The organism is Corynebacterium glutamicum ATCC 13032, from assembly GCF_000011325.1.
GTDB lineage: Bacteria > Actinomycetota > Actinomycetes > Mycobacteriales > Mycobacteriaceae > Corynebacterium > Corynebacterium glutamicum.
This window is the reverse complement of record NC_003450.3, coordinates 877400-894673: the sequence shown is the minus strand read 5'-3', so window position 1 is coordinate 894673 and position 17274 is coordinate 877400. Positions and strand designations below refer to the sequence as shown.

Sequence of the window (17274 nt, the reverse complement as noted above, 5' to 3'; positions counted from 1 at the left end):
TTTAAGTAAATCACATGAGATTTCGATTTGCACTAGGAACACAAAAAGCTGCATTCCCGTTAGGGAATGCAGCTTTCTTAGCTATCTAACGTTTAGCCCTGGTAGATGCCGTCAGCACCGAGGCGAGCGTCAGCGTCGATAAGCAAGTTGATCTCTGCTTGGTGAGCGCCATGCTCTGGCAGGCGACGTCCGTCGACCTGCTCGAACAATGGTGCTCGGCCAACCATGCCAGCTTCTAGGCGGTTTGCACCGGTGCGCAGGCGCTGGGTTGCGCGTGCACGCCATGCTTCGACGTCGAGGCCTGCGTTGCGCATTGCCTGCTCGAAGATGCCGCTGGTTGCCAGCACGACGACTGCAGCCACGTGGCCGAAGCCCAGTGAGGTAAGTACGCCGGCCTTAATGGAGCCTGCGCCGAGATCCAGTGGCTTGCGCAGCCAGACGAAGTTCTCGCCCTTTGCTTCCATCTCTGGGTCAACGCAGTCAAGGGATGCGTTCTGTGGCAGCTTGCCGGTTTCCAGGATGGAGACAAGTCCACCGATCTGGAAGAGTGCTGCACCGCCCTTTGAGTGTCCGGTAAGGGACTTCTGGGAGACGACGAACATCGGGTTGTCGGCTTCGCGTCCAATGGTCTTCCACAGCAGGTTGTGCAGCTCGGACTCGTTTGGATCGTTGGCGTTGGTGGAGGTGTCGTGCTTCGAGACCACGCGAACGTCATCTGGGGTCAGACCCAATTTGTTCAGTTCGCGAGCAAGTACGGACTTCTTGCCACCACGTGCTGCACCCAGTGCGCCAAGTCCCGGTGCTGGGATGGAGGTGTGAGCACCATCGGCGTAGGACTGTGCGTGTGCAACAACTGCGAGAACTGGCAGTCCCAGTTCAGCAGCAACGGATGCACGTGCCAGGAGGACGGTACCGCCACCTGCTGCTTCGAGGAAGCCTGCGCGACGTCGATCGTTTGCGCGGGAGATGAAGCGTGGGTCGATGCCCTTGTCCAGCATTGCCTGGGTGTCTGCGGTGGCGTTCATGTCACCGAAGCCGGTCAGGGATTCAACCTGGATGTCATCGATACCACCGGCGACAACGAAATCTGCCTTGTTGAGGCGGATCTTGTCCACGCCTTCTTCCACGGAGACAGCTGCGGTTGCACATGCTGCCACTGGGTGGATCATCTGGCCGTAGCCACCGACGTAGGACTGCATGGTGTGTGCAGCCACAACGTTTGGCAGGGTCTCCTGGAGGATGTCGGATGGACGATCCTGGCCGAGGAAGCGGTTGACGAACAGCTTGCGTAGGGACTGCATGCCACCGATACCGGTGCCCTGGGTGGAGGACACGTCAGCTGGGTGGATGGACTGCAGGAGTTCTGCTGGGCTGAAGCCGGAGGACAGGAAGGCGTCGACTGCAGTGACCAGGTTCCACGCTGCGATGTTGTCGAGTGCATCGATCATGGAGGCTGGGATACCCCACTTGGCAGGGTCGAAGTCGGTTGGCAGCTGGCCTGCTACGGAGCGGGTCAGGGTTGCCTTGCGTGGCACGAAGGAGGTGGAGCCCTTCTTCTTGGTCACGATCCATTCGCCGTCTGCTTCTTCAACGGTCACGGAAGCATCTGCATCGACGTAGGCCTGTGCTTCTTCAGCAGAGGTTACGGAGAAGGAGATGTCGCGGTCGAGGAAGACTTCAGCTGCGTCGAGGGAGCCGCCGTCGACGAGGAATGCGTCGTCGACAAGCTCACGAACACCGCATCGTGCGATGACTTCGTCGCGGAAGCGCTCGTAGATCTCTTCTTCAGGCACTTCGGTGCCGTCAGCGTCGTACCAGGCTGGCTTTGGATCTTCGCTCCAGGAGATCAGACCCATCATCCATGCAAGCTCAAGGACGCCTGCTGCGGTGAGGTCAACGGAGCCGTCGCGCTGGATGCCGTACTCAGCTTCGAAGCGGGTACGTCCGGAGCCCCATGAGGAGACTTCGCCAACGCCAACCATGACAACCATGTCTTCGAGATCGGTCTTGACCTCTCCAACTGGCGTGCCCACTGGCTGCTCTGGGTGCTTAGGTGATGGAAGCGCCTTGATGGTGTCTTCTGCTGCAGAGGTGGTCTCTACTGCGTCGGACTCGAGGGATGCTGCCAGTGCTGCGATGGATACGCCACCGGAAAGTCCACCGGTCAGGTCGTAATCGATCGGTGCTTCCAGAGCCTTTTCGCGGGATTCTGCGGATGCAAGACCCAGCAGTTCGGAAGAGATCTCTTCAGGGGTGTAGACGTGGATGCCCAGCTTTTCAGCGGCAGGGATGAGCACGTCGTTGCGACCCATGAGGCCGGTGCCTGCGACCCAGCCGATGCGTGCCTGTGCGAGGGAGACAAACTGTGGCCAGCCGGTCTCGGAGCCCCACTTGGCAAGGATGGCGTCGAAAGCAGCCTTGACTTCGCCGTAAGCGCCGTCGCCACCGAACATTCCGCGGTTCGGGGAACCTGGGAGTACAACGTGGACGCGTCCATCGACACCGCGGGATGCAAGATCTGCAAGTCCTGCGATGGTGCGCTCCACGGACCAGAGGAGCAGGCGTGCCTGGTTTTCAGCCTGTGGGCCTGCATCCGCCAAGGTACCGGATACGGATGGAGCTGCGAATGGGTACGCAAGGGTTGGGGTCAGAGCTGGCTTGGTCACGGTGACGGTGCTGCCGACGGTGACGCGCTGCTCGTTGCCGATCCAATCGATGACTGCATCAACATCGCGGTAGGAGGACATGTTCGCAGGAACAATCCACAGCTTTGCGTTAGGGGTTGCGTTCGCAGCGTAGAGCTTGCGTGCGTATTCCTTACGCGCCTGGGAGACGTTCGATGCGGTGAGAATGACGGTCGCGCCCTGGGACAGCAGGCGAGCCGCAACTGCACCGGCGATCGACTCAGGAGCCGCACCGGTAACCAGCGCAACATCGTCGATGTGTGGCTCGTTGGCTGGCTTCGCAGCCACCTCGGAAACCTGCTTCAGGGTTGCAGCGAGAGCGGTGTCTTCAACGTGCTCAGCCCACCATGCAGCTTGCTTGACGACGGTCTCCCCCGTTCCAGCAAAGCGCTCGACGGCAATATCCTCGCCGTTGGCAAGGCGTGCCAGATCTTCACGTGCAGATGCCCAACGGTCGTCGAACAAGATCGCACGATCAGCGGAGAACACTGGGGTGACAAGCTTCAGCCAGCCGGTGCCCAGTTCTGCTTCGACAGCGTCGTAGAGTTCGGTGTCGATCTCTGCGCCTTCAACCTCGTCCTTGGTGTCGAGACCAAGCTGAGACAGGATGCCGCGAGCAACGTTTGCCAGGACGCCTTCTTCACCAGTGACGGTGGATGCGTAGGCATCAAGTGCTGCGGAATCAACAACTCCGCCACCTGAAGCTGCACCGCCGGAGGACATGGAGACGCTGGTGCCGTTGGCTGCAGCAACATTCTGCACGGCTGCGTCGATAAGCGCATCGACGTCGCCCTTGCTGGATGCGTTAGCAGGCAGGCTACCCAGGTTGCCGCCGCGGACGGACTCGCCTTCGCGGGTGCCCAGCAGCAATTCAACCTCAACGTGTGCGGTCCAGCTTTCTGGAAGTCCCCAGGTGCCGGTCACGCGATCGCCGATGTAGGAGGTCTTCAGACCTGCTGCACCGGTCAGTGCGCGAAGACGTGCACGAACGGTCTCGGAAAGAACTGGTCCGAAAGGCTTGTAGCCAGGAGCTGCGGTGACAACACGTCCCTGCAGGGTAGCTACGTCAGCGTCAGCTGCGCCGTCGATGGTTGGGACGGACAGCTCGGTGGACATGTCCATGAGCATCTGGTTACGGCGTGAGGACACACCGTTGGTCAGGGTCTCAGAGGTATCCGCTGCGGTGATCTGATCAATGTTGATCTTGTTCTGGACAGCGAAGAGAACCATGATGGCATTGGCAGCGTTGAACTTCAGTTCAGGTGCGTTTCCAACAGGTGCAGGTGCGGCTGCGGCTACTGGAGCTGCAGCAACTGGTGCCTCAGCTGCTGGAGCTGCGGCTGCTGCAGGTGCTTCCTCAACTGCTTCTTCTTCAACCTCAGCAACAGGTGCCTGGCGAACATCGTTGAGCATAACGGTGTCCTGGTCGCGCTCCACGTTGAATACTGGGCGGGACTTGCCAATGACATCCATGGTGCGCAGTGCCAGGTTGGTCAGGGTTGGCGATGCTGCCAAGCCGACCTCGATGATCTGATCGACGGTATCGATGATCAGAGCCTGGGTTTCGATCCAACGCACAGGGGATGCGAACTGCCAAGACAGCAGCTCGATGAGGAGCAGACGTGCCAGGGTGTTCTCGTCGGTGTCCTCCACCTTGATGCCCTTGAGGCGCTCGGATGGAACAACAGCAAGGATGGCATCCACGAAGCTCTGGGTGAGCTCGAAAGGACGAGCAACCAGGTTCGGGATGTAGCGGCCGCGAAGAGCATCAATGTCGATGGTCTCTGGCAGCAGCTCGTCCAGCTTCTCTGCGAAAGCAGGAACGCCTGGGCGCAGGACGCTGGAGTGGAATGGCACGTCAATGCCTGGAATGTTCACGTAAGCACGTGGGTTTGCAGATGCAGAAGCCTTGAGGGCCTTCAGGCCAGCCAAGGTACCTGCGACTGCGTACTGCTGGCCATCAACGTTGTAGTTAACGATCTGCAGGAATTCGCCGGATTCTTCAGCGACACGGTCAACCCAGTTCTCCACCTCGGTGGCTGCAACGTTGATCATGTTCGGACGGAATGCGGCAAGACCGTAGTTGGAACGGCCCTTCTCATCACGTGGAACCAGGGAGTGCATTGCGGAACCGCGGGAGAACACAACGTCGATGACGCCTTCGAGTTCGAAGATGTTGCCCAAGGATGCCAGTGCGGTGTACTCGCCGAGGGAGTGGCCTGCGTAGAGGGAGCCGTCGACAATTGCGTTTGCAGCCTTGAGGCGCTCGGTCTGAGCGTAGGCAACCACGGCGAGCGCGACCTGCGTGAACTGGGTGAGGTTCAAAACGCCAGCTGGGTGCACGAAGGTGGTGTCCCCGACCTTCAGCTCAGTTGGGTTTTCATCAATGACCTGCTGGATGGAGAAGCCCAGGTTTGCGCGGGTGTGTGCATCTGCACGCTCCCACACAGCGCGAGCCTCTGCGCTTGCGGTGCGATCGCCCTGGCCCATGCCCTTAGCCTGGATGCCCTGGCCTGGGTAAACATAAGCGGTGGAAGGAGCCTTGAGCAGTGCCTGTCCGCGGGAGACAACGTTGCCATCAATGCGGCAGGTGACCTCGTATGCAGGCTTCAGACCTGCGCGGCCAACACGCTCGACGGTGATGTCAACAACGTCGTTGAGCTGAACCATGCCGTACATGGAGTAGGTCCAACCAATGACCTCAGAGCCAAGACCAGCGAGGTGCTGTGCGGTAGCGGACAGCCACATGCCGTGGACAAGAGCTGCGTCCAGGCCAACAAGCTTTGCAGCGTTGTCAGAGGTGTGAATTGGGTTGTAGTCACCAGAAACCATGGCGAATGGGGTCATGTCTGCAGGTGCAGAAACAGTTGCCTGGCGGATGAAGGAACGAGGGGTTGCCTCGACAACTTCGTCGCGTGCGCCGTAGGAATCTGCTGGTGCAGCCATTTCGTTGGTGGTGATGCGTCCACGAATTGCGAAGCGGGTAACCAGCTTGGCTGCTACTTCGCCTTCGGTGGTGAGCACGATGCGCACGGTAACGATACGGCCGGATGCGGACTCTTCGATGGAGTCGGTGCGTGCCTCAACATCGATGGTGCGGCCGTTTGCCAGCTCCTCGAGTGGGATGCGCAGATCAAGAAGGTGATCCAGGTGGACTGCGTTGAGCAGGCCTTCGATGACTGGATAGCCATCGGAGAGCTTACCGGTGCCTAGGGCCGCGTAGATTGCTGGCCAGCAAGCGCCCATCAGGACGTCTGGGGTGCCAACGTTGTGTGCTTCCAGCGCTGCGCCGGTGACTGCGGTGTGTGCGGTCAGCAGGGATGCAGGCAGGGTGAAAGAATCGCGGACGGTGCCGAATGGGGTGCCGTCCTGAACTGCCTCTGGAAGTGCCTTGATCTCATCGCCAGCAGCGGAAACAGATCCAACACCAGCAACGCCAGCAAGAAGTGCGAAGACAGACTCAGGCAGCTTCTCACGGGAAACAACTGGGGAGCCACCGGTTGCAACAGCGTCACCCAGCTCAACTGGGATGTCAACATGCTGAACCAGGTATGGGCGCTGCTCAACTGGCAGATCGTCGAAGTAGGAATCAGCCAGGATACGGATGACCCAGTAGCCATCCTCCTCGATGAGCTCGAAAGCACCCTCGTTGAGGACGTGAGCTGGGTTGTCGATCAGGTTGCCGTGCCACACGATGTGTGGGGTAGCCAGCAGGAATTCGCGCTCGTTCTTGGACTCATTGAGGCGAGCGAAGATCTCTTCTGGCTCGCCGTCGAGAGCGTCAACGCAGGCAGCTTCGAAGCGGCCGAGCAGCTCTGCAACTGGCTCGTCAACACGGTCGATGCCGGCGACGGAGACTGGTCCTGGGATAACGCGGACTGAGTTCGCGCCGTAGCGCTCGTTCTGGGACTGCCACAGGGTGTCAAGGCCCCACCAGCGTGCTAGGTCAGCATCGATTGCTGGAACCCAAGGCATAGGCTTGTGGTGCTTGCGGCACAGACCAATAAACCACGCGGCGTCGCGCGCAGAGACCTGGATCTCGCGGGCCTGCGGGTAAGCAGCAAGAAGCTTTTCGACGGCCTCTTCCTCATTTTCCACAGACGCATGGTCTGGGAACAGTGTGGTGATGGCGCCGTGCTCTGCCTCGTTGAGACGAGCTTCAATGCGGTGAACCAAATCGAGGAAACGATCATCCCAGGTTGGGTCCTGAGTTGGGTAAGCAAGCTCAACCCAACGCTGGATCCACTCTGCGTAAGTCATCTCTTCGACCTCGCCGAAGAAAGGCTTAGCGGTCTTGTTGATAGCCTCGATGAGCTCTTCGCGGTGATCTGCGTAATCATCAGAATCGATGGAAGAGATCAGGCGGGAAGCTGCAGCAGAATCGTTGTCCAGCTCGTACATGTCAGCGTGCAGGTGTGACAGACCAGAGGTCACGCCACCACGAGCATCGCCACGGCCAACCCAGCCGCCAGCGTCGTGTGGATCAACACCTGGGGTGTCGACCAGTGCCTGCTTGACCTGAGGAGAAGTGGTTGCTTCCTTGGTTGCCATGGCAGCGGTACCCACGAGGATGCCGTCCACTGGCATTGCTGGGAAGCCCAAATCGGTGGACCATTCACCGGTCAGGTAGTAAGCAGCCTTTGCAGGGGTTCCGATGCCGCCACCGATCATGACGACAACGTTCTTGCGGGAACGCAGCTCTGCGTAGGTGGTCAGGAGCAGATCGTCCAAGTTGACCCAGGAGTGGTGGCCACCAGCGTGTCCGTCCTCGATCTGGATGATGATCTTGGTCTCTGGGTTTGCATCAGCAATCTTCAGGGTTGCGCGGATCTGATCCACGGTGCCTGGCTTGAATGCAACGTATGGGAAGCCATCAGCGTTCAGATCGTTGATCAGCTCAGTTGCTTCCTCAACCTCTGGGATACCAGCGGAGACAACAACACCGTTGATGGAGGTACCGGTTGCACGTGCCTTGGAAACGATGCGCTGTGCACCGAACTGCAGGTTCCACATGTAGCGGTCGAAGAACATGGAGTTGAACTGTGCGGAGCGTCCAACCTTGAGCAGGGAAACGAGCTTTTCCTTGTTCTTGGTGAAGACTTCTTCAGAGTACTGTCCGCCACCGGCCATTTCGGCCCAGTGTCCAGCGTTCGCTGCAGCTGCAACGATCTCAGGATCAACGGTGGTTGGGGTCATGCCAGCCAGGACGATTGGGGAATAACCAGTCAGGCGGGAGAACCCGGTGAGAACCTTGTGCTCACCGTTTGGAAGCTTAACCAGCTTTGGAGCGAACTCGGACCAATCCTCAGCGGTAGGAACGTGGAAGCCAGGGCGAGCCAAGTTGTCGCGCTCTGCAGCGGAGAACGCAGGAACCAAAGAGATTCCGCGACCGTCTAGCAATGGAGCGGTGAAACGGCTGACGCCTGCATCGAGGGAAAGAACGTAATCAGCCTTGAGGTTTGCGATCTGCTCAACCCAGTCAGCTGGGTTAACTAGAATTGCTTCTGCCAACGCGCGCGCGTTGACGTTTAGGCCACAGGTGGTTGCCCACTCGACAGCCAAGTCGGCTGCGTCCTGCATGGAGGAGTGGTGGAAAGGAATGGCCACATCCAAGTAGTCAAACTTAGGCTCTGCCAGGGATCCACCCTTGCGCTTTTCGTTGATGTCTTCGTTGTAAACATCAGCTGCGCGCTGTAGAGCAGCAGCAGCCTTCTTCAGTGCCTCTGGCTTACCAGAGACAACAAAGTGTGCACGAGCGTTGCGCAGGGAGACCTCTACCCCATCGACACCAGCGATGGTGTCCTGGATGATCTCACGGGACAGGCCGCGAACAGAGAGCATATGTGCGCCCTTGCCAGCGAACTGGGAAGCTGCTGCGCCCAGCAGGATGGCGAAAGCTAAAACGTCTTCTTCATTGTCTACTGCTTCAACGCCCAAAATGCCCTGGGAGTGTCCAAGGCGGGAAGCTGCTGCGACATCGAGTCCGAGGTCACGCAGCTGACGGGTTGCAGCGATCTGTCCCAGCAGAATGCCTGGAATGGAAACGGCAGGCTGTGCGTCGATGTCTGCACCGATTTGTGCGTCTTCGCGGGTCAGTTCCTCAAGACGAGCAAGTGAGCCAGGCACGATGGCGGTGATTTGGCGAGCGAAAGGTGCAGTCTTTGCACGGGAGCGAGACAGGAGCTCGCGCAGGTGCGTTGCGGTGATGTGGTCTTCGCTGGAATCAGCGATCACCTGCTGCCAGGCAGAAGCCTGACCGGCGTACAGAATTGCTGGCTCTTTGAAAGAGTGCAGCGGTGTCAGTGAAGAAATACTCACGAAATAAAGCTCCTAAGTCTTGGAATGGGCTTCTTGGACCCATGACCACTTACGAATGCGTAGGTTACGTGAGCGTAGCCGAAATAGATGACTAAACCCTCATGTTTTTCTGGCAATTTCTTGTTTTTGCAGGAAACAAACCTTTCACCGTGAGCAACATCACAAGATAACGGTGTCGTTAAAGGTCGAAAAATCCCACCCCTAGCCCTTTTAAATGAGTGTTGTTATTGTTAACCACTGTTACTGGTGGGATTAATACTTATTTTTGGGAGAACTTTTGGACATGCAAATAAACCGCCGAGGCTTCTTAAAAGCCACCACAGGACTTGCCACTATCGGCGCTGCCAGCATGTTTATGCCAAAGGCCAACGCCCTTGGAGCAATCAAGGGCACCGTCATCGACTACGCAGCAGGCGTCCCCAGCGCAGCATCCATTAAAAATGCAGGGCACCTTGGAGCTGTCCGTTACGTGTCACAGCGACGCCCCGGCACTGAATCCTGGATGATCGGCAAGCCAGTCACACTGGCAGAAACCCGAGCTTTTGAACAAAACGGCCTCAAAACCGCATCCGTCTATCAATACGGAAAGGCAGAGACCGCCGATTGGAAGAACGGCGCCGCAGGAGCGGCAACCCACGCTCCACAGGCAATTGCGCTTCACGTGGCAGCTGGTGGCCCTAAAAATCGCCCCATCTACGTGGCGATCGACGACAACCCAAGCTGGTCTGAATACACCAATCAGATTCGCCCCTACCTCCAGGCATTCAATGTTGCGCTGTCCGCTGCCGGCTACCAGTTAGGTGTCTACGGCAACTACAACGTCATTAATTGGGCTATCGCCGACGGCCTTGGAGAATTCTTCTGGATGCACAACTGGGGATCAGAAGGAAAGATCCACCCACGCACCACCATCCACCAGATCCGCATTGATAAGGACACCCTCGACGGAGTCGGCATCGACATGAACAATGTCTATGCAGACGACTGGGGTCAGTGGACCCCAGGCAACGCGGTTGACGATGCCATCCCCACCATTCCTGGAAACTCCAACACGGGAACAGGTACTGGAATTGATGCTGACACCATCAACCAAGTAATCAAGATTCTTGGCACCCTATCTAGCTAAACTAGCCGTGCTGACTCACAACCTCACCCAATTGGTTTTCCACCAATTGGGTGAGGTCTTCTTTTGATCCAGTCACAGCAGCTGCCACAACATAGTCTTCGCCAAAGGTCACAGAGGAGTGCAGCATGAGATCATCAGACCATCCCCATTTGGATCCTTCTGCCTCATCAAGCACCGCTGTCCCCCAGTCTTGCGGATAACCGTCAGCCGCGACTGCGCTGGCATTACGCATCGCTTCAAGGATCGGTGAATCTGGATCATCGATAATGAGAGCGCTGACAAATTTCACCAAATCGTAAGTGGATGTCACCGAGTATCCCCAGTGCGCGTCTCCCCTTGTGGAGAGCAATCCGTATTGATCCGCAATCTCCTCAATTGATTCTGGGTACGCCTCATACAAGATTTCGGCGGATACGTCGGAGGAATCTTTGATCATTTCCATCGCCAAAGACTTCTCATTATTCGTGCCGTGCTCGAGCACATATTCAGCGATGTAGAGCTTAGACAAACTTAACGCTGGGCGCGCAAAACGTTCCGTAGACGTGCCAGTATGGAAATCGTCTTTCAGGCTCATGTACGTAATTTGGGAGCCTGTCGAGTTTTCCACAAACTGCGTTAGAGGGCTTTCTTCCACTGCTTTCCCAGCTGTGGAAGATGAAGACGGGATGGATGCAGCGCTGGCCTGTGGCTGCAATTCGGAAACCTTTACTTCCTCCTTCTGAGGGAGAGTAAAAATTCCGCCAATAATAACTACTCCTGCTAAAAGGACAGTAGACACCCGCCATCCCGGGTGAACCTTAGAAGTTCTTGACACGTCCACTAATAGTACTGCATGCGAAAACCGCCCATCCTCCGACTGGAGAGTGGGCGGTTTAAATAACTTCAGAAACTAGATTTAGTGATCAACAGCCTTTTCAACACCGACACCGGTGAGGGAACGAACTTCCATTTCGGCAGCAAGATCATCCATGTTGTCTGGCTTGCCAACCAAAGTGCCGATCCAACCAGCGATGAATGCCAGTGGGATGGAGACGAGGCCTGGGTTCTTCAGTGGGAAGATTGCCCAGTCTGCACCTGGAACCATTGCGCTGTCATTACCGGAGACTGCTGGGGACAGGAAGATCAGCAGCAGCGCGGAGATGAGACCGGTGTAGATAGCGGCCACAGCGCCGGTGGTGTTGAACTTCTTCCAGTACAGGGAGTACAGGATGGTTGGCAGGTTAGCGGATGCTGCAACTGCGAAGGCCAGGGCCACGAGGAACGCAACGTTCTGGGTCATTGCAAGAATTCCCAGGACAATGGAAATCAGGCCAATGACGACAACGGTGATGCGGGATACTCGGACCTGCTCCGCTTCGGTGGACTGACCGTTGCGGATAACAGCGTTGTAGATGTCGTGACCAACAGCAGCGGATGCGGTAATTGCAAGACCTGCGACCACGGCGAGAACGGTAGCGAACGCAACTGCGGAAATCAGCGCCATGAAGATGGAACCACCAAGCTCGAAGGCCAGCAGAGGAGCAGCAGCATTAGCAGCACCTGGTGCGGCAATGACGCGGTCTGGACCGACCAGTGCCGCAGCGCCGTAACCAAGGACCAGGGTCATCAGGTAGAACGCACCAATGAGGACGATAGCCCAGGTCACAGACTTACGTGCTTCCTTGGCGGTAGGAACGGTGTAGAAGCGCATCAGAACGTGTGGCAGACCAGCGGTTCCAAGACACAGAGCGAGAGCCAAGGAAATGAAGTCCAGCTGAGTGGTCAGAGTTGCACCGTACTGCAGACCAGGCTCCAGGATCTGGGTTGGATCGTACCCCTTGGTGGCAGCGTAATCTGAAGCGGCGTGCTTCTCAACAGCGTCATTTAAAAGGGTGGTCAGGCCACCAGACACCTTGACGAAGGTCAGAACGGTCATAATGGCAACGCCACCGACCAGCAGAACTGCCTTAATCATCTGAACGTATGTGGTGCCCTTCATACCGCCAAGAAGAACGTAGGCGATCATGACAATGCCAACGATACCGACAACAACTGCCTGCCACTTGAACTCGTGGATGTCCAGCAGAACGGACACAAGCGAACCTGCACCAGCCATCTGAGCGATCAAGTAAAAGAGGGTAACCGCGAGGGTACCGCAGGCCGCAGCGACGCGGACTGGTTTCTGACGCAGTCGGAAGGACAGCACGTCAGCCATGGTGAAGCGGCCCACGTTACGAAGTGGCTCTGCCACGAGCAGCAGTGCAACAAGCCATGCGACGAAGAAGCCGATGGAGTAAAGGAATCCGTCGTAACCGTTGAGTGAAATTGCACCAACGATTCCGAGGAAGGACGCTGCAGACAGGTAGTCACCTGCGATAGCCAGACCGTTCTGGGTTCCGGAGAAGGAAGCACCACCGGTGTAGAAGTCGGTGGATTCGCTGGTGCTCTTGCCCACGCGAAGCACCACGGTCATCGTCACAATAATGAAGACGACGAAGACACTGATGTTAAGAATCGGATTACCGACGCCCTCAGAAACAGCGTCTTGTGCAAGGAGAATAGTGGAATTCATATCTGATTAACCTTCCATCTTCTGGCGAATAGCAGCCTGACGAGGCTCCAAGTTCTTGTTCGCAAACATGACATAGATGTAAGTAATGACGAATGTGGTTACGAACTGAAGGAAGCCGAAGATTAGGCCAATGTTGATTGCGCCGAAAACTGGGGTTGCCATCCACTCTGATGCAAAGGATGCAACCAGAACGTAGACGACGTACCACAAGAAGAAGGCAACGGTCATTGGGAAAGCAAAGGAACGGAACTTGCTGCGGAGCTCTCCAAATTCTGGGCTCGCCTGCATGTCCCGAAACTCTTGAGCCGTCGGCTGGCGACGCCCCTGGGTGATTTGTTCTGCATTCACTGGAAACTTATCTCGCTTTCATATCCCTCGAGCGGGAGTCGGTGATCGGCCACTCTCTAAGCAATGCCGGCTTTAAAATAAAGCAACTTATATGTTTCTCACCACATCTGGCCGACGACCACGAAGTATGTTGTCGATCACAGCTAAACGTGTGAATGTGAAGTTACCTAACTCACATTGCAATGCGATAGCGATTTGGAAAACTCACTCCCCCCAATATCTTAACTTAAACTTAAAAGTAGTGTTTTACCTGCATTTATAAAAGTTCCCGATCTACCCCCTCTTTACCCCGAAATACCCCTTTTGCAAAGATTGCAAACACAACAGTGCAATAGTTAACGGGCTTCACACGTCACCATTCTGTCCGGTTTTAGGCTATGTTCGGGACGTCTAGGCAAAAGTAGTTTTGTGAGATGAAACGCATAATCCGTCATTTTTTACGCAATCGATAGCCTAAATTGGGCTTAGATCTTCCGCCTCTAAATAGGTATGCAGAGACATTCGAATTAATTAACAAAGCCATTTTTCGGCCGTGGAGAAGCGTTTTCCGACTATGGTGTGGGGCATGGAACACACTTCAGCATTGACGCTCATAGACTCGGTTTTGGACCCTGACAGCTTCATTTCTTGGAATGAAACTCCCCAATATGACAACCTCAATCAAGGCTATGCAGAGACCTTGGAGCGGGCTCGAAGCAAGGCCAAATGCGATGAATCGGTAATTACTGGAGAAGGCACCGTGGAGGGCATTCCGGTAGCCGTTATTTTGTCCGATTTTTCCTTCCTCGGCGGTTCTTTGGGCACGGTCGCGTCGGTGCGCATCATGAAGGCGATTCACCGCGCCACAGAGCTGAAACTCCCACTGCTGGTCTCCCCTGCTTCCGGTGGTGCGCGCATGCAGGAAGACAATCGAGCTTTTGTCATGATGGTGTCCATAACCGCGGCTGTGCAGCGTCACCGCGAGGCGCATTTGCCGTTCCTGGTGTATTTGCGCAATCCCACGATGGGTGGCGCCATGGCCTCGTGGGGTTCATCTGGGCATCTCACTTTTGCGGAACCCGGCGCGCAGATAGGTTTCCTGGGTCCTCGCGTGGTGGAGTTAACCACTGGGCATGCGCTTCCAGACGGTGTGCAGCAGGCGGAGAATTTGGTGAAAACTGGTGTGATTGATGGAATTGTGTCGCCACTCCAATTGCGTGCAGCGGTGGCAAAAACCCTCAAGGTTATTCAGCCGGTAGAGGCAACGGATCGTTTTTCTCCAACAACTCCTGGCGTGGCACTTCCGGTGATGGAGGCGATTGCGCGTTCTCGTGACCCGCAGAGGCCTGGAATCGGGGAGATTATGGAAACGTTGGGGGCAGACGTCGTCAAGCTTTCTGGTGCGCGTGCTGGCGCATTGAGCCCGGCTGTGCGCGTTGCCCTGGCGCGCATCGGGGGCCGGCCCGTGGTGCTGATTGGGCAGGATCGCCGCTTCACGCTTGGGCCGCAGGAGCTGCGTTTTGCGCGTCGTGGCATTTCGCTGGCGCGCGAGCTAAACCTGCCGATCGTGTCCATCATCGACACCTCCGGCGCCGAATTGTCGCAGGCGGCTGAGGAGCTCGGCATCGCAAGCTCGATTGCGCGCACCTTGTCCAAGCTTATCGACGCTCCCCTCCCCACCGTTTCGGTCATTATTGGTCAGGGCGTTGGCGGTGGCGCGCTGGCCATGCTGCCCGCCGATCTGGTCTACGCGGCCGAAAACGCGTGGCTGTCCGCATTGCCACCAGAGGGCGCCTCGGCCATCCTCTTCCGCGACACCAACCACGCCGCGGAAATCATAGAGCGACAAGGCGTGCAGGCGCACGCACTTTTAAGCCAAGGGCTTATCGACGGGATCGTCGCCGAAACCGAGCACTTTGTTGAAGAAATTCTCGGCACAATCAGCAACGCCCTCTCCGAATTGGATAACAATCCGGAGAGGGCGGGACGCGACAGTCGCTTCACACGATTTGAGCGTTTAGCGCAGTAAAGAAAATTATGCGCTGATCAAATCGATGATGAACACCAGGGTACGGCCAGACAGTGGGTGGCCGGAACCCTCAGGGCCGTAAGCAGCCTCTGGCGGAATGGTCAGCTGACGACGTCCGCCGACCTTCATGCCTGGAATTCCCTCTTGCCAACCTGCAATGAGGCCGTTGAGTGGGAACTGGCTGGTCTGTCCACGATCCCAGGAAGAGTCAAACTCCTCGCCGGTTTCAAAGTCAACGCCCACATAGTGGACCTCAACTTCTCCACCTGGGCGGGCTTCTGCTCCTTCGCCAACGATGATGTCAGAGATTACGAGATCTTCCGGTGCTGGACCGACCGGTAGCTCAATCTGTGGCTTTTCCATGTGCTGTACATGCTCCTTGAAAATCGTATTTTTTGGTTTCATGCAAAAACGGCCGAAACCATCCCTGTCATTATGACAGACGAAGTGGCTTCGGCCGAAGTTGAACGAGAATCATCCGCTAAATTTAGCGCTCCTCGCGAGGAACCAACTTGCGGGATTCGTTGCCGGTGTAGACCTGGCGTGGGCGGTTGATCTTGTTGCCTGCTGCACCGAGCTGCTCGCGGTAGTGAGCGATCCATCCTGGCAGACGACCGATTGCGAACAATACGGTGAAGAAGTCAGTTGGGAAGCCCATTGCGCGGTAGATCAGGCCGGTGTAGAAGTCTACGTTCGGGTAGAGCTTGCGGGAGATGAAGTAATCATCAGCCAGTGCAATTTCTTCCAGCTTGATTGCCAGATCCAGAAGATCGTCGCCACCGAGGTGCTCGAGGATCTCGTGTGCGGTCTCCTTGACGATTGCTGCACGTGGATCGTAGTTCTTGTAAACGCGGTGTCCGAAGCCCATGAGGCGGACGCCGTCTTCCTTGTTCTTGACCTTGTTCATGAACTCGGTTGCGTCGCCACCGTGGTTGCTCTTGATGTCTTCGAGCATCTCCAGAACAGCCTGGTTTGCGCCACCGTGCAGTGGGCCGGACAGAGCGTTGATGCCACCAGCGATGGAGACAAACATGTTGGCCTGTGCGGAACCGATCATACGAACGGTGGAGGTGGAGCAGTTCTGCTCGTGGTCAGCGTGCAGGATGAGCAGCTTGTCCAGAGCCTTGACCATGATTGGGTCGATCTCGTATGGCTCGGTTGGGTAACCGAACATCATGCGCAGGAAGTTCTCACGCGCATTGAGGGAGTTGTCTGGGTACATGTAAGGAGCACCCTTGCGTGCGCGGTGTGCGTACGCAGCCAGCATTGGAACCTTTGCCATGAGGCGAACGGTTGCCTTATCAAGCTGTGCCTCATCGAGTGGGTTCAGCTGGTCCTGGTAGTAGGTAGACAAAATGTTAACCGAGGAAGCCAAGGTTGCCATTGGGTGAGCGTCGCGTGGGAACACGTTGAACTGGGACTTGAAGTCCTCGTCCAGAAGGGTGTGGTGGCGAATCTCGTCGTTAAACTTGTGAAGCTCATCTGGGGTTGGTAGCTCACCGTTGATAAGTAGGTAAGAAACCTCGTTGAAGGTGGCATTCTCAGCCAGATCAGCGATGTCATAGCCGCGGTAACGCAGGATTCCCGCATCGCCATCGATGTAGGTGATCTTCGACTCGGTGGAGCCAGTGCTCACATAACCTGGGTCAAAAGTGATCAGTCCAGTCTCAGACAGCATCTTGCCCAGGACAACACCGTTGTTACCCTCAGAAGCCTCGATGATGTCCATTTCGAACTCGCCACCGGGGTAGTGCAGGACAGCCTTGTTGTTATCAGTAGCCACGATATCCCTTTCAAACATATTTGTTCGGAAAAAAACTCTTCCGGATTACGGAAGTAGTCCCGTTTATTCTTACCAACTGGGATGCGCCAAGCGCATGTCAGTTTTTGTTACTCGACACATTTCTTTCCCAATCTGGTCCGGTTAACACGCTATACCGATAAATGCGGTTTAGCCATATCCGAAGTGAGAGCCAATTCCCCCACAATCACGTTGGTTACATCATTCCCGACCACCCACAGCCACCGTAATCAGTAGCCACGGTCACGCCAATAGAACTCAGATCAATTGTGCCGATGTGCTGCTATTTAGTTCTGCACCCTCAAGGCCAGCATTCAACCCCGCTAGAGGGTGAAAATGCTGGCCTTTAAGGCATTAAAAATCCCACAATAAGTGGACTGGTGCACAGTTTAGCAAAGTTTGTGATGCACGCGACAAGGATGGGTGCCGAGTAGCTTT

General features: G+C 56.4%; 8 protein-coding genes. 2 read left to right on the top strand and 6 right to left on the bottom strand.

Annotated elements, in window-relative coordinates:
- Window positions 1-92: 92 nt before the first annotated feature.
- Window positions 93-9002 (bottom strand): type I polyketide synthase, encoded by an 8910-nt coding sequence (locus CGL_RS04205; protein ID WP_011013920.1) that lies wholly within the window; start codon window positions 9000-9002, stop codon window positions 93-95.
- 283 nt (window positions 9003-9285) lie between these two features.
- Here CGL_RS04205 and CGL_RS04200 point away from each other — a divergent pair, with 283 nt between their 5' ends.
- Window positions 9286-10128: a DUF1906 domain-containing protein gene (locus tag CGL_RS04200; RefSeq protein WP_011013919.1), complete on the top strand. Its 843-nt coding sequence runs from the start codon at window positions 9286-9288 to the stop codon at window positions 10126-10128.
- A 1-nt stretch (window position 10129) separates the two neighbouring features.
- On the opposite strand, the gene CGL_RS04195 is transcribed toward CGL_RS04200, so the two are convergent.
- The 3 genes from CGL_RS04195 to CGL_RS04185 all read right to left on the bottom strand — a co-directional run bounded on the left by CGL_RS04195 (window position 10130) and on the right by CGL_RS04185 (window position 13027).
- On the bottom strand, window positions 10130-10906 hold the full coding sequence (locus tag CGL_RS04195; RefSeq protein ID WP_011013918.1) for a hypothetical protein: 777 nt from the start codon (window positions 10904-10906) through the stop codon (window positions 10130-10132).
- Between the two features lie 117 nt (window positions 10907-11023).
- Entirely contained in the window at window positions 11024-12679 is a 1656-nt protein-coding gene (locus CGL_RS04190) for a solute symporter family protein (RefSeq protein WP_011013917.1), read from the bottom strand.
- A gap of 6 nt (window positions 12680-12685) precedes the next feature.
- Window positions 12686-13027 carry a DUF485 domain-containing protein gene (locus CGL_RS04185; RefSeq protein ID WP_011265632.1) on the bottom strand — a complete coding sequence of 114 codons (342 nt, stop codon included), beginning with the start codon at window positions 13025-13027 and terminating at the stop codon, window positions 12686-12688.
- 553 nt (window positions 13028-13580) lie between these two features.
- On the opposite strand from CGL_RS04185, the gene CGL_RS04180 reads away from it, so the two are divergent.
- Window positions 13581-15035 (top strand): acetyl-coenzyme A carboxylase carboxyl transferase subunits beta/alpha, encoded by a 1455-nt coding sequence (locus CGL_RS04180; protein ID WP_011013915.1) that lies wholly within the window; start codon window positions 13581-13583, stop codon window positions 15033-15035.
- Between the two features lie 6 nt (window positions 15036-15041).
- On the opposite strand, the gene fkpA is transcribed toward CGL_RS04180, so the two are convergent.
- Together fkpA and CGL_RS04170 are read right to left on the bottom strand one after the other, a co-directional pair.
- Window positions 15042-15398: an FKBP-type peptidyl-prolyl cis-trans isomerase FkpA gene (gene fkpA / locus CGL_RS04175; protein ID WP_003858324.1), complete on the bottom strand. Its 357-nt coding sequence runs from the start codon at window positions 15396-15398 to the stop codon at window positions 15042-15044.
- Window positions 15399-15522: 124 nt separating this feature from the next.
- Window positions 15523-16836 (bottom strand): citrate synthase, encoded by a 1314-nt coding sequence (locus tag CGL_RS04170; protein WP_011013914.1) that lies wholly within the window; start codon window positions 16834-16836, stop codon window positions 15523-15525.
- Window positions 16837-17274: the final 438 nt, after the last annotated feature.

Excerpts from the sequence above, each read along its gene's own strand:
- CGL_RS04200 (WP_011013919.1), top strand. The coding sequence starts at position 9,286 with ATGCAAATAAACCGCCGAGGCTTCTTAAAAGCCACCACAGGACTTGCC.
- CGL_RS04170 (WP_011013914.1), bottom strand. The coding sequence starts at position 16,836 with ATGTTTGAAAGGGATATCGTGGCTACTGATAACAACAAGGCTGTCCTG.
- fkpA (WP_003858324.1), bottom strand. The coding sequence starts at position 15,398 with ATGGAAAAGCCACAGATTGAGCTACCGGTCGGTCCAGCACCGGAAGAT.
- CGL_RS04190 (WP_011013917.1), bottom strand. The coding sequence starts at position 12,679 with ATGAATTCCACTATTCTCCTTGCACAAGACGCTGTTTCTGAGGGCGTC.
- CGL_RS04180 (WP_011013915.1), top strand. The coding sequence starts at position 13,581 with ATGGTGTGGGGCATGGAACACACTTCAGCATTGACGCTCATAGACTCG.